15 protein-coding genes are annotated in these 14,448 nt (G+C 37.0%); all 15 read right to left on the bottom strand.

From position 1 onward, the window contains the following. Nucleotides 1–39: 39 nt before the first annotated feature. Nucleotides 40–1,428: a VWA domain-containing protein gene (locus J2Z23_RS20865; RefSeq protein WP_238482881.1), complete on the bottom strand. Its 1,389-nt coding sequence runs from the start codon at nucleotides 1,426–1,428 to the stop codon at nucleotides 40–42. Between the two features lie 56 nt (nucleotides 1,429–1,484). Continuing rightward, nucleotides 1,485–2,297: a pilus assembly protein TadG-related protein gene (locus J2Z23_RS20870; protein WP_057987191.1), complete on the bottom strand. Its 813-nt coding sequence runs from the start codon at nucleotides 2,295–2,297 to the stop codon at nucleotides 1,485–1,487. Continuing rightward, on the bottom strand, nucleotides 2,297–2,683 hold the full coding sequence (locus J2Z23_RS20875) for a TadE/TadG family type IV pilus assembly protein (protein WP_057987189.1): 387 nt from the start codon (nucleotides 2,681–2,683) through the stop codon (nucleotides 2,297–2,299). Before J2Z23_RS20875 ends, J2Z23_RS20870 begins: the two co-directional genes overlap by 1 nt. Before the next feature lie 57 nt (nucleotides 2,684–2,740). After that, nucleotides 2,741–2,953, bottom strand: coding sequence for a hypothetical protein (locus J2Z23_RS20880; protein ID WP_057987187.1), 213 nt, complete (start codon nucleotides 2,951–2,953; stop codon nucleotides 2,741–2,743). A 54-nt stretch (nucleotides 2,954–3,007) separates the two neighbouring features. Next, a complete protein-coding gene (locus J2Z23_RS20885; RefSeq protein WP_057987185.1) occupies nucleotides 3,008–3,943 on the bottom strand; it encodes a type II secretion system F family protein in 936 nt (311 codons plus the stop codon). 7 nt (nucleotides 3,944–3,950) lie between these two features. Further along, the gene (locus J2Z23_RS22760; protein ID WP_057987183.1) at nucleotides 3,951–4,883 is read right to left on the bottom strand and encodes a type II secretion system F family protein; all 933 of its coding nucleotides are present in this window, start codon (nucleotides 4,881–4,883) and stop codon (nucleotides 3,951–3,953) included. Further along, nucleotides 4,880–6,214, bottom strand: a complete 1,335-nt coding sequence (locus J2Z23_RS20895) for a TadA family conjugal transfer-associated ATPase (RefSeq protein ID WP_057987181.1) — start codon at nucleotides 6,212–6,214, stop codon at nucleotides 4,880–4,882. The genes J2Z23_RS22760 and J2Z23_RS20895 overlap by 4 nt, the downstream gene beginning before the upstream one ends. A 5-nt stretch (nucleotides 6,215–6,219) precedes the next feature. Then, entirely contained in the window at nucleotides 6,220–7,353 is a 1,134-nt protein-coding gene (locus J2Z23_RS20900; RefSeq protein ID WP_057987179.1) for a CpaE/TadZ family protein, read from the bottom strand. An 88-nt stretch (nucleotides 7,354–7,441) separates the two neighbouring features. After that, a complete protein-coding gene (gene cpaB / locus J2Z23_RS20905) occupies nucleotides 7,442–8,293 on the bottom strand; it encodes a Flp pilus assembly protein CpaB (protein WP_057987177.1) in 852 nt (283 codons plus the stop codon). A 39-nt stretch (nucleotides 8,294–8,332) separates the two neighbouring features. After that, nucleotides 8,333–9,064 carry a hypothetical protein gene (locus tag J2Z23_RS20910; protein ID WP_057987175.1) on the bottom strand — a complete coding sequence of 244 codons (732 nt, stop codon included), beginning with the start codon at nucleotides 9,062–9,064 and terminating at the stop codon, nucleotides 8,333–8,335. 379 nt (nucleotides 9,065–9,443) lie between these two features. Further along, nucleotides 9,444–10,235 carry a YqjF family protein gene (locus J2Z23_RS20915; RefSeq protein ID WP_209975164.1) on the bottom strand — a complete coding sequence of 264 codons (792 nt, stop codon included), beginning with the start codon at nucleotides 10,233–10,235 and terminating at the stop codon, nucleotides 9,444–9,446. Nucleotides 10,236–10,592: 357 nt separating this feature from the next. Then, nucleotides 10,593–11,552 carry a glycoside hydrolase domain-containing protein gene (locus tag J2Z23_RS20920; RefSeq protein ID WP_209975167.1) on the bottom strand — a complete coding sequence of 320 codons (960 nt, stop codon included), beginning with the start codon at nucleotides 11,550–11,552 and terminating at the stop codon, nucleotides 10,593–10,595. A gap of 309 nt (nucleotides 11,553–11,861) precedes the next feature. Beyond that, nucleotides 11,862–12,353 carry a spore coat protein gene (locus J2Z23_RS20925; protein ID WP_057995933.1) on the bottom strand — a complete coding sequence of 164 codons (492 nt, stop codon included), beginning with the start codon at nucleotides 12,351–12,353 and terminating at the stop codon, nucleotides 11,862–11,864. Between the two features lie 484 nt (nucleotides 12,354–12,837). Beyond that, nucleotides 12,838–13,302 carry a GNAT family N-acetyltransferase gene (locus J2Z23_RS20930; RefSeq protein ID WP_064468409.1) on the bottom strand — a complete coding sequence of 155 codons (465 nt, stop codon included), beginning with the start codon at nucleotides 13,300–13,302 and terminating at the stop codon, nucleotides 12,838–12,840. Between the two features lie 535 nt (nucleotides 13,303–13,837). Beyond that, nucleotides 13,838–14,448, bottom strand: a 611-nt coding sequence (locus tag J2Z23_RS20935) for a group II intron maturase-specific domain-containing protein (protein ID WP_274387295.1), incomplete at its 5' end; no start/stop codon positions are given.

Here is a 14,448-nt window from a genome sequence, read left to right on the forward strand (position 1 = left end):
CCTTGATAAAGAGTGGGATAAACGATTTAAATTTAGCGATTAATGCGCACTTTTATACTTTTCGTTTATCTCTTTCTCCATTTTTTTGTAATCTTCCTTTGCCATATTTAAAAGATCTTTGTATACACGATTCTCGGTTTTATTAGCCATATCATAGCGGGCTTGGCGTTCCTTTTTTATTAGTTGATATTGCTCGCTTGATAGTTTATGAGTTTTATATAAATAAAGAAGTGCCTTATCGATATTCCTAATTTCAAGAGAACTTTTATCTCCCCATTCATACTTATAATCAAAGATAGAATTTTCTCTTGCCAAAATTTGATCAATATTAGCTGATTCGGCCCCAATTTTCCAATTTAACCACTTGCTGGCCATCTCTTGTGAACGGTCAAATTCACTTTGGAGTTGCTCCATATTTCTAACTGTTGCATACGTTCCGTTAGCAGCTTCAGCCACTTTTTTTAATTGTTGTTGACCCTCGCTATCCACATTAAATCCAATTACATTGATTAATGGGGTGATGTTAGATTCGGACAATTGCTTAGCTGCTGCCACTGGGTCTCCATCACATGTCTCTACACCATCACTGACTAAGTAAATAATATTGGTATTATTTTCACCATCGTACTCGGCAAAGTCTTCTTTCGCCTTCAATAGAGATTCAGCAACAGGCGTCCAACCGCTCGGTTGAAATTGTTCTAAAGCTTCACTAAATTTTTTAGAGTCATATGGTTCCATCTCATAAAATAACTTATTACTTTCGCATGATAATTGCTTATCCTCATCAGAACCTGTTCCTTCATAACCATATACCCTTAAGGCAACATTTGCTTCATCAGGAAGTGAATCTGCAAATTTTTCTATCGATTCTTTGGCTAGTTGCATCATCGATGTACCACCAATTTCAGCGGCCATACTCCCACTAGCATCTAAAATAATTTCTACATTATAATTTTCTTTAAACTCTAAACGTGGATCCTCTAATTCTGGATTACCAAAATCATTTTCTTTCCATTCTGCAACAAGCTTATCCGGATGTGGGTAATCTTCTGCAAATAAAGCTAAAACATTCCCAAAATATTGCTTTACTTCTTCTTCCCCATTTTCTTTTGCCAATGCAGGCCATTGGGATAACTCTTCCTCAATTACTTCTTGATTTTCATCATAATTCCTCATTGAAAATTTCCCTGATGGATATTGAAGAAAAGATTTTGTATCATTAGGTAAAGTTGGAGAAGTAAGGAAGGCTTGTAAGTCATCTTCGCTCTCATGATTGTCTTCCTTTTGCTCTGCTTCTTCTGTTTGTACTGAATCAACCTGACCTTGTTGTGGAGCCACTTCTTTCTCGCTTGATGAACAAGCACTAAGGATTACAGCGAATATAAGAATAAAAATGTAGGGAACAAATGCAATATGCTTGTTTTTCATCAAAAAATATAACCTCCTAGGTCGGATCTCGTGGTTAAAGAACGATCATTTAAGTATTACCAACATGTGATCTCAATGTCTTTAGGAGTTTTAATACTGGCCTCTGCTTCAGCATATACCGAGCGCTCGTCTTCACTAAAGGCATCATCTCCAACCGTTATAAAGGAGGCCTCTCGCTTGACCTTTGCCATTACTTTAAACTCATCTCCTTTAAAAATCAGTTCTATATCCTCTTCAGCCCCATTCTTTGTAGCATAATACTGGGCTGCTTCCTGCCATTGCGGTTCCGCATCGATTATGGCTTCACATGCGACTTCATTAATTTCCTTAATCTCATTACTAAACCACTCTTTATACCAAACATTTTTGAAAAAATACTTTAATGCAACATTGGCGTCAACTTCTTCATATTCATAGCGAACAGCTGATCTAAGCTCTTTTGGAACTTCCATTTTATCTAATACTTCTTTCCAAACTTTATCTAGTTCTGCATTCGTGAGCTCTGGTGGTTGTTCATCTTTTTTATCTTTTTTCTTCTTTTTGCTATCTTTTTTGTCCTTTTTATTTTTCTTTTCGGCTTTTTCTTCTTGGATTTCGCCTGTTTTTTCCTCGACGAACTCATTCGCTACTTCCCTTAAGCGCTCCATTCGTAATTCAATTTCTGATTTCAATTTGTCATCATAGACATGTTTAATTTCATTTGCGGCTGCTAATGCGGCAGCATCTGCGCCCGTTTGACTGACACGTTTTGTTGCAAAAGTTGTAAAAAAATCGAAAAAGATAAAACTAATGAAGATCGCTCCGATTAATAATCCTAAAATAACGAGAAGTGTATTCCCTTCTTCGTTTTTTATATAACGATTCCACATTAGTCTTCTTCCTCCTCCTCTTTTGGCATCGAGGCATTGGCTTTTAACTCGTGCTCAAACCGACCTATCAATGGTATTTTAATAGATGGAACCGTTGCATTCACCGTAACGGTTACCTCTTTTCCATAACTTGTTGTTCCTTCTGACAGCGAACTGCTAACCTCTAATCCGTGAGCTGAGCGATCTACAGCTGCACCGTAATCGCCCCCAACTGAAGCAACCCTGGCACCGTCTCGGGCTGCAGACTCAGCTACAACGACGGTATATGCTACCAAAGCAACCTGCCAAATAAACAATAAGGCCATGACAACCATCGGGAACACAGCTAAGAATTCAATTAGCTGTGAACCCTTTTCGTTTTTTATATACCTTTTTATGCTTTTCAAAATCATTTCACACCTTTACGGATGGATGCTAACAATCCCAAGACCTAAAGGAACGAATTATTCTCCACCTAAACTATTAATCATTTTCGCTAATTGACTTTTAACAGCCTCACCCATGGAAGTATCGCCTTCCATCGTAGCGGCAATCGCCCCCATAATAGCTAATACGAGCATTCCTAAGGCAATCCATTCTAATGCTTGCGCTCCTCTTTCATTATTCACATAGCGATTCCATTTAGCTTTTACAGAAACATAACATTTCGTCAACATTTATTATTCCTCCTTAGGGGTTTTAATAATATATATAAATCCGCCTATTCGGTCTTAAAACCAAACATCGAGACCAAAAGCTTGGGGATTATATAACATGTTCAAAAATAATAAACCAATAATCAATAAAAATACTGCCGGTGCGACGAGGAAAGTCGTAACAAGTGTCACCTGCGGACTTGCCTTTGCCGCTTTTTCTTTTGCCCGATATCCGCGCATCGCTCGCAAATCCTCGGCCTGAACTCGGAATGTAGTCGAAACGGGTACACCTAAATCAACACCTTGAACAAGAGAGTTCACAAGCATTTCTAACTCTTTTGCCGAATTTCTTTCCAGAATATGCTCAAAGGCTTGTTTTCTTGGAACCCCCAGATCTATCTCACGGTTAAAACGCTGAATCTCCTCAATCAAAGGGCCATCCATTTGATTGGTTACTTGCCTTAGAGCAGCATCTAGGGAAACACCTGCTTGTAAAGTAATACTGACCGTGTCAAGAAAGTCAGGCATCATCATACTAATAATTTCCTGTCTTTCTTTCGCACAATATAAAATCCAAAGCGATGGGAACATAAAACCAGACATAGGTAAAATGACTAGTACTAGCAAAGCAAATGGCATACCTAAAAATGAATAGATGATGGCAATGAACAAAGTAGCTAAACCTAAAACAAAACGGAGCCCATGTAAGCTCTCAACCTTTAAACCTAGTGGATTTCCTGCTCTCACGAGTATTTTTTCGTCTTTTTCAAAATCAAACATAAACTTATACTTTTCTGCAGTGGGCGCAACATATTCCGCAGCTTTAATCAAGGGATTCCAAATGATCTCTTGAATTTTTCTCTTTCTTTTCACTAACTGGATGGGCATTAAATGCTTCATTAACTTCTCTTTTTTGGCTACATATAACCAGATATAAATAAAACCAATTAAAATGAATAGTATAATTGCGATTATTAGTAGTTGAACAATCACATCAAAATAAGGACTCATCCTTTAATTACACCCTTATCGTCGTAATTTTTTTAATTACCAAGTAGGCAAGAAACTGCATGGATATGAAGATAGCAAATAATACAAGGCCCCACTTTGTAAACAAAGGATTTAAAAATCCTTCAATAAACAAATTCATCATGAGTGCCATCATTAATGGCATTATGGGTAGTATTAAGGCAATAAATTTTGCTTCTGCTGTTACTGTGTCCACCTCTTTATTCACGCGTGCCCGCTCTTCAAGTGTTTCCGCCATAATGCTCAACACTTCAGCTAAATTTCCACCGACACGATGTTGAATTAATACAGTACTAACAAAAATATTTAATTCTTTACTAACAAATCGCTCTCGGAAATTCCCCATTACTTCTTCAAAATTTGTTCCTAATCGAAGTTGTTGCACCATTGATTGAAATTCAGGACCTGCTGGTGCTTTTAGTTCCTTCCCCACCATTTCTATCCCTTGCGGAATCGTCAAACCCGCCTTCATCGTATTGCTCATCATTCTACAAATTTCTGGCAACTGTTGATTTAATCTTTCAGTTAATTTATTTTGTCTAGATTTTAAGAACATTTTTGAACCGAGCCAGACAATAAAGTAAGCCAAAGTAAGGTTAATAACAAAAATCAATTTAAATAAAAAGTGACCTGAGAAGAGAATAGCGAAAAAGAGAAAAAAGCAAATCCCCATATATTCAGAGGGCTTTAAGCTAATATCTGCTTGGATTAGCTTTTTTTGTAACTCTTGGGCCATCTCTGAACGATCATATTTATCTCCGATTAGCAGAATGGCACTTTTCCTTTCTTTATCTGCCTCTCCTTCAAACCAATCTTCCACTCTTTTTTTTGTTTTTTGGGTGTTTTTATAATAGAGAAAATAATAAATTGATAAACAAAGAGAAAAGATCGTAGCTCCACTACTAATCCAAATGGCATTCACATTAATACACCTTCTTGAAAGATTGTTTGTGGTAAGTCAATACCTGCGGTTTTAATTTGCTCGTAAATGCTTGGCACATATCCCGTGGAAATAAATGAACCATATACATTCCCTTTTTCATCCACACCTTCTCTTTTAAATTTAAAGATATCGATGATCTCAATCGTATTACCTCGATCCACAACCTCTGCAACACTGACTAATTTCCGTTTTCCATCCGGTAATCGCTCACTCTGTACAATTAGATCTAATGCACCGACAAAGTATTGGCGAATAACCTCAACACTTAAAGATAAACCGGACATAATCACCATCGCTTCCAAACGCCCAAGAGCATCTTTTGGAGTATTCGCGTGAACTGTTGTTAAGGAGCCTTCGTGACCTGTATTCATCGCTTGTAACATATCAATCGCTTCAGAGCCACGAACTTCACCGACGATTATGCGATCAGGCCTCATACGAAGGGAGTTTCGAACTAACATGCGAATATTAATTTCTCCTTTTCCTTCCATATTCTTAGGCCGTGCCTCCATACGAACTAGATGATCATGTTCAAATTTCAACTCCGCCATATCCTCGATAATGACAACACGTTCACTATTAGGAATTGAACCGGATAAGACGTTTAAAAGTGTTGTTTTCCCACTTCCAGTTCCTCCAGATACAAGGATATTGCTTTTTGCTTTTACTGCAGCTTGTAGAAACTCACTAATTTCTGGCGTATACGAACCAAAACCAATTAAGTCGGCATGCGTGAATGGCTTCTTATTAAACTTACGGATCGATAGGATAGGACCATTCATGCTAATCGGTGGGATTACCGCGTTCACACGGCTTCCATCATGTAGTCGTGCATCCACCATTGGTGAACTTTCATCAATTCTTCTCCCGATAGGAGCAATGATCCGATCAATAATATGGCGAATATGTTGTTCATCTTTAAAACGCACATCTGTTTTAAAAAGCTTTCCGTTTTTCTCAATATAAATCTCTTTTGGTCCATTCACCATGATTTCTGTAATACTATCTTCCTTTAGCAAAGCTTCCAGCGGACCGAAACCAACAGATTCATTGATAATTTGTTTTACAAGAGCTTCCATCTCCTGTTTTGGTATGATTGCTCTTTCTTCCTCAATCATTCGGTAAACTAACCGTTCGATCGTTTGTCTCATTTCGTTTGGTGGAAGGGTTGTTATAGTCTCTAAATCGACTTCTTTAATTAAACGAGATCGATAGTGACGAGCACGTTTTTCTAATTGTGCATCTTTTACATTCCACTGATTATCGGAATGTAAAGAAGGTTGTTCTTTCACTTTATCAAGCCACTTCATTCTGACTAACCTCCCTTCACAATCGACTTTCTCACCATCTTTTTAACATCCTGGGCTGTTTTTGAAATCCCTTTATCGTTTTTCTTCAGATAAAAAGGTTTTCCCATATTTAAGTTGGGCTGCAACCCATAAAAGTCTGAACGAATAATTCCACTAACGGGTAAATCAATAAATTGGGCGATATTTTGTTCGCTTAATTCACTTTTGGAGTTATGACGGTTAATAATCAAACTGACATTATCCCTATTTCCAATTTGATAACGTCTAAAAAGCTCTACACTATGTTTTAAAGTTCGAACAGATAAACTATCTGGATTCATAACGTAATAAATATGTGTGGCTTCATGTAAGGCAATGAAGGTCGCCGTGTTAAACGCTGCTGGCAAATCGACAATAACTTGATCAAAATGGTTACGACATGTTCGGATAATCCTTGTAACTAACTCCTCTGAAATTAATTCAATTTGTTCAGGATCGGCCGGACTTAATAGTACATGGATTCCCGTATTTTCTTCTTTTACCGTCACATTTTGAATATGATTGATCGATAGCTCATTAATAACAGGCAATAGATCGAGGTAAGACCTTTCAGGGTCTAAGCCGAATAGAACTTCCACACCGCCGAATTGAACATTAAAGTCAATCAAGATTACTCTCTGGCCATATTGAATTTGTAAGTTCTGCGCAACCATGGAGGCAATTAACGTTTTCCCTGTGCCTCCTTTTGCACTATAGAAAACCCGAACAGCGCCTGCTCCATCTAAGCCGACATATTCATCATTAAAATGATTTATGTCCTGCCTTTTCATCCGATCCTTTTTCTGTAGAACAGCTTCTAGATTATCAAGTTCATCGGGAATGATAATTAGTTCACTTGCCCCCATTGCCATCCATTTCCGTGCATTTTCAAATGAACGGTCTCTCATAAGAACAATTAAAACACTTGTAGTCGGAATTGACTGGGTATTGATAGATTCAATCATCCATTCATCTAGTAATATAAAAGAATATTGCTCTTTTAACATTTCCTCAACATGGTGTGTGTCGGCGATCCGAATATCATCGTTAGACAAATTACTATTTATCTCCTCTACAAGTGTCTCATCATCTGTTACGACTAATAAACTTGCATCTCTCATTCCTATTAACCTCATTTCACGAACAGAAATTTAATGCCTCACTATAAGGAGGTATCCTCCTTTTTAGACATGTACTTTATGTATACTGTTATTTCTTCTCTTTCTCTCCTTTATCTTCTTTCTTTTTGTTTTCAGCTTGTTTTTTTTCTTCTTCCTGCTTCTTGGCTTCCTCTTGTTTCTTTATTTCCGCTTGTTTCTCTTCCTCAGCTGCAGCCTCTTTCACTTTCTGTTCTTCTACATTTTGCTCAGCTTTTTCTTTCTCATCTTGTTGAATATTCGCATTGTTTTGTTCAGTATCCTCTTGATTATTTATTTCAATTTGGTTCACACGTAGGACCCGTATCTGTTTAGCTGTGTTTTGCAGATGGATTAACTGTTCCGCTTGTTCAACTGTAATAGAAACTTTGATAGCAGAAACATTCTCTTGCTGACTATCTCCTACTACAGTGGAATCTGTTTGAATAACATCAATATCATTCATAATCCTTTTTGTGATAACACCTTCGTTTTTCTTTTCATAAGACGCAATAATATCAACCTTGTCTCCCACATAAATCTGTTGATCCATTAAAACATTCTCTGTTGGATTTAACCATACAACCCGATGACCATCAGGAATATCTACTTGTGAACGAACCAAATTTTTAGTTATTAAATCGCCTTTTTTTAAATCAACAATAGATAAGTGCTCTTTCAAATCCTGCTCAGTCGTAATAAAAGATGATCCAGCATTTGATTTTGGTATCTCCATCCACTCGACCATATTTTCAGATATTTCGGAGTAGGCAACGATATCCTTTTTAGCCACAGCTACTTTCACAGATTGCCCCATTACTTCCTTGGCATGTGAAATTTGAGTATTGATAAACCAACCTGTCATAATCGCTAAGATAAAGGCGATTATCAAAAAAATAAATGCTTTTCGCTTAGCACTAATCATTATAGTTCCTCCATTAACCAAACTTTTCCATAGCTACCATTATTTAACAGCCACTACATAAATGTACGGTATACCAATAGGAAAAGTTTCATTTTTAAGTTCAGTTTGTTGGGGAATCCCAGGTAAAGGTTGATCCAACCCCTTCGTCACCACCCAAATCTTTTCCTTTGAAATCTCTTTTTGGAATGTTTGCCATATATTTTCCAAGCTACCACTTTGGAGAGTATTTACTTTTTTTTCTGAACGAACTCTTGTTAACTTCCAAACTAAACTTTTATTTTGCTTATAAATGGCGTTATGTGAATTTGCCCGCAGAACCTTTAGTGGCGCGGGGGATATAATCCATTTTTGCATATTCGCTTGTAGCTGACTAACACGGTCTTTTACATCTGAATATGTAGCTTGTTGATCACGATAAAAAGGTAACAACTCTTCTTTTAATAATTTATATTCAGCTATATTCCCTTGAATCGCTATGGGCCATAAAACTTTATCAGGCAAAAACCAATTACGAAGACGATCTAACATTTCTCCTGAGCGATAGCGAGAATCATAGAAGAAAATAATCCGATCTTCATTTGCAAATTGCTTAGCAAAATAGTCGATTTCCTGGTCTATTTGGGGAGGATGCAAAGATAATCTACGGCTCTTGATCTTCGGCCGATAAAACCGTAGTGCATCTTCAAGCTGACTATATTTTCCTTTTATCTTAATTTTTTTTACTATTTCTTCCTCGCTATCAACTTTTAATAGTTCATCTGCAATTAACAATATCGTAACTCCTTACTTCATTTTCTAGTTAAGTCTATTTTCATACTTTTATATCTAAATTTTAGTTTGCAATTTTTCTTCCTTTCTTTTCGAAAAAAATTCATACGATCGTATGAATTTTTAAAAATACTATATAATAATTTTCTATAAGTAATATCATTAGTTCACATTTCAGTCAATATTGCCTAGAACTTCACTTAGTTCAACCCGTTATAATTGTCCTAGAATTAAATTTGGCACTTTAGGTAAAAAAAGGACCAATATCTCAGTTTTTTTGATTTAATTTTGGGTATGAAGCGGCATTTTTTCGACAATTTCCATCACTTAACTAAATTCCCTGGGAGAATTTAATCATTTTTTAAAATTGTCCAATTTTCTATTACTTTTCCGAATTGGCCAATTTTAGTTTCCACATAAATGCCTGTTTTTTTCGAACATAATGAAATAATCCTTCCTGACTAGAATGGAACTGCAGAGGGATTTTGCTGTACTTCTCATGCCTTATATGCTTATTTGCATTTAACTTTCCAAAATTAGATCGACTTACTTCAGCTTCCGCTTTACTCACAATCCAATGGCTATGATGAATATCCCCGCGCAAAACCTTATTATGCAAAGTTGTAAAAAAACAATACCGTTCAAAAAGCCAATTTTCCAGGCTCCCTGCTATTGGTGAATAAGGTTGTGATGTTGGGCGATACTGTATGGCTAAACTACCTTGTTGATTAGCTTCAATCGGTTTACTTCGAAATTGAATGAAATGGTCTTCCTCCTTCAATTCCATCTCAGCTTTTCGATACGGTAGCAAAGCGCCTATTTTCCCACCCAAAACAGCTAACCATTTATCAGCATCTAAAGTAAGAAAATAAATACCTGGTGTTCCTTTATAAGTCACATACGTCCGGATATTTAATTCAATGTAGTTATGAATATAAGGAGGCTTCGGCAATCCATGAATACGCATTTCTGTTACTTGAAATGGAATTACACCAAGCCAGGTTTTTCCTGCAAACTTGTCCAATTCTAACTGGGCAGGGATCAGCGGACGGATGATTTCTTCCTCGATAGGCCAATGACAAAATAATAAGTGGTTCCAAGTCTGTGTCATTACCCAACGTTTATTTGGTATAGAGAAAGGGCGTTGTTTTGTTTCTATAAAGGTCTTTTGCATATGGGAAAACCTCCTGATCATTTTCTTTTTGTATTTCCTTACAGGAAGCTTTTATACATACCTTTAATAAGACTAACAGATTCAAGCTTTCAAGCTCTATAGTCAAGGCATGAAATGGTACTTCAAGTTAATGATCTAAAGAACAAGATCAGAGCGCTCGTTCGAAAATTATAGCAAAGGAGAAACGACAATTGGCACCATGTCCTGTGGCAATGCTGTTTCGGCAAACATCTTACAGGCTGGGATGAAGGAAACCGGAAGTTTATTAAGTGCTGGAGCTTACGCTAAACATCTTCACAGGCTACTATTTAAGCCTTTACTTAACACAAAAAGACTGGTCCTTAAAATCAACCAGTCCTACCATAAATATTCGATGATCTCGCCTTTAAAAAGATTCGTATCAATATTACATGTCTTAGCATCAATTCCATACTGCCATCCTAATAAAAAGCTGCCCTTTGGTGCTACAGGTTCATATGGTGGTGCTTTTTCTTTTGAGGTAATTTCTATCTGAGGATGGGCGGTCCAAATAATCATTTGTTCCCCAACTTCCTTATTGTCCTTAATGGCTTGTTCATATTCTTTGTACAATGGTTGTTCCTCTGCAAATACTCCATAAATTCCTGAATGATACGATGTAGCTTTTATTCCGTCAAACCATCCTTGAATAAATGAGGCATCTACCGGATAATCAGGTTCAATATCGGCAAAGATGGCCTTCTCCTTTGGGAGTCCGATGTCATCTGCAAGGGAAACAGCATGTTTGGCTAACTCGACACCTTGATCATATCCTCTCGCATCATTAAAGTGATTATAGATCATCAAGATCTTAATCTCTTGCTCACGTAAATATTGACTTTCATCTTTTGTGATTCCTTGTGATACATCCTCTTTAGTCCCAAGATACCTTCCCCATATTTTTGGTTTTCCAAATTGTTCATTGACACAAGCATACACTTCTTTTGTTGTCATACTTGCGGAATCTACTCCCCAAAAAGTTCTATCTTCATCTTGTTTTTCCTTATCCTTATCATTGCCATTGTCTTTGTCTTTGCCTTTGCCTTTTTCATGATCCTTCGCTTGTTCCTTTTTTGCTTGTGAATCTCCTTTTTCATTATCCTTATTTTTCTCTTTGTTTTCTTTCTCTTTTCCACTGGTGCCTTTTTCATCTTTATGATTATTGGCATTTTGTTCTTCTTGCTGTTCTTGTTTCAGTTCTCCTGTTGTCCAATCAATATTTTTGATCATAAAAAAGAATAAAGGGATCATCAAAATGAGAAGTATGACAGCTATGGAAAAATCACTTTTTTTCCCCATAAAATTCCCCTCCTCTTTCCTTCATATGCTGCAGGAAAGCGAAGGGGGACGGCGAAGCGCCGAAAAATGCAAGTGCCTGTTGTACAGATGGAAAGCATGTTTAAGAGGTTTGGGGAAGCGCTGTTAAAGCACTACTTAGCGAAACTAATTTATTTTTTCACAGACAAGAAAAACTTAAGGATGATCTAAAGTTGACTTAACCATATGCGTTAATATTCGCGCCCTAATCCATTAACACTCTTCATGTTGGAAATAATCGTCAAACTAAAGATTGATCCAAATTTACAGTCACACTACTTTTATTTTCATCTATTTCATTTTTAAAGCTTTTGTGGCATTCTGAAGGTCCTGATTTAATAATGCCTCTAAATCATAAGCTGGATAAAGACCTTTTTTATACATATAATTAAAAATTCTTTCATGACAGTGAATCGCTCTTAAAAGTTGCTTTGTTAATGTTTTTCTTAAGACAGATGTAGCCGTTTCGGTAATAGCTCCTGCATATGTTCGGACCAAAGTCTTGCTAAATATAAGGAGTTCCCCAGCATAAAATCCGCTATCTTCTCGCTCTAATTCTTCTCTTTCTGAAACAGATGGAGTTGAAGCGTAAAATTGAATGAGTTCATTTAGATTTAATTCTATATCTCCAATTGCCTGTTGGTAAATTCTTTGTAATTCTGAATCATTTATTTCTTTTACCGATTTTTTCAGCTTGATTAATCCAGTCGACTGGGCTGCAACCAATTCATGAATTTCAAGTGTCTCATGCCAAGCAAGGGTTTTTCTTTCTTCTAAAGCCATCTCCATACCTCCATTTATTGACTCTGTCATCAACATATTCAGATCCAATAAAATGGTTATTCAAATAAATCATTTTCAGATTAATAATGAGATTATGAAAACAGGAGATTTGTCGATTAAAAAAGTGGTTGTGATCTAACTGGGACTTTTCATTTTTATAGAAAGAAATGAAGGGATTTAACGAAAGAAGTATATGGAGAGTCCTAGAGAAGTAGAGGTGGCCAATGAAAACTATAGATTTAGCGAAGTTTTATTATTTTTTAGTGTAAAGCAGCCCACATATTCAGATTCTCTACAGGATGTATTAGCGTGGTAGCGGCCTAGAGCCTAAGGTTTGATGCTCTTCCGCAATAAGCTAAATATATGTAGGCTGCAGATAAAACTATAATGCTCTTATATATATTCTCAACAATATTAAGGAAGCCACGATGATGGTTTCTCACTTTTACTGTTGCGATCATCATGCTTACGCTTACTAATAATTTTAACCATCCAGCATACCTTTATAAGCTCCATCATTTGAGTCAGGTATTTCGATAGCTCCAACTGTCTTCTGATAAAAAGAAACAGGTCCAGCCCCGCCAATAATAGCATAAGCATATCCCATATGTTTCATTTCAAGTAAACTAAGCAAGAGTAGTTCTCGCCCGATTCCTTTGCCACGTGCCTCTACATCAACTCCTGTTGGACCGAAAAAGTTCAGATAGGTAACATTGAAACAGGCAAAACCTAATATTTTATTCCCTTCTACCGCAATCAAACAAGCAGCAGGTGTTTGTGAACAAGCTACTTCACACTCACTTGCCCATTTCTCGGAAAAATGCTTTCTTACCCAGTCCACCACAATATGTTTTTCTGGTGGGATAGGTCTACGAATCGTATACGTTTTTTGTTCATCCGCTTTTACATCAGCCGATAATCGATACAACGGTACTAAAAGATCCCCCATGATTTTCCTCCTTAATTAAACGTAGTACCCATGATTTTCTAGATCCATCCTTTCACAGTTCTGGCTCTTTACTAAAAAGATGTATTGCGCTTATTGTAATTAAAGAGATTGCTATAGCTACTTTATTAATTGATATACAGGCAAGTACAAATGATCTACAAGCTTTCTAACCCCATCACATTTGTAATCGTTAACATATAAGAGTAGGTGTACTACCTTCTCTTCGATTTATAAGCTGTGATCACAATACAATAAGTAACTTAAAAGATGAATCAGGTAAAACAGGAAGTGAATAAGTATTTACTATTTCTTATTCATCATCTAATATACCATGAAATTGCCTCTATTATTTGCTGTTTTTTTATTTACATAGATTTTAAAAAGTACAAAAGCTATTCTTGGGACAAGAATTAATCGATCGAGACAGCGCTCTTCCCATATGATCAATAGTTTCCATAATCGAGTAGGAGGCTAATCATTAATTGATTAGCCGACCTCTCACACCACCGTACATACGGTTCTCGTATACGGCGGTTCAATAACTTAAGTATCGACGCTCATACAGGTGGTTCAGGTCTTTCAGACCCCACTTGGTGAGCGTTTCTGTTTTGATTGCTTTGTGTAGTGTTTCGCTTTTGGAGACTCTCCAGTATCCCTTCCGGGAGTTTGCTACTTTCCAGGCTTCCTCATGCCAAATTCCAAGCCTTCGCAACTGGCGGTATTTTGTCCATATCTTCTTCCAACGTTTCCATGTCAGTTGCCGTAACCGATGGTTCAGCCACTTCGCCATGGATTTAATAAAACTTTTCATAAAGCCTATTCCATAGTAGTTTATCCACCCTACTGTCACTTGGTTAATTTCTTTGGCAATCTCATCAAAGCTACCCGGGCGATTCCGTTTGGTGATTTCCTTTAATTTGGATTTGAATCGACTTTTTGCGGACTGATGCGGTCTGCACCCAACACCTTTAGAAGTAGAATGGAGGCAGAAACCGAGGAACTTGAGTTTGACCGGAGAACCCACCTTGCTCTTTTCTTGGTTCACTTTCAACTTCAGGTCATGTTCGAGAAACTTTGTAATACTTTCCAAAACACGTTCCCCCGCGCGCCTGCTCTTCACATAGATGCAGAAGTCGTCTGCAAATC

Source organism: Lederbergia galactosidilytica, assembly GCF_017873565.1.
Classification (GTDB): domain Bacteria; phylum Bacillota; class Bacilli; order Bacillales; family Bacillaceae_C; genus Lederbergia; species Lederbergia galactosidilytica.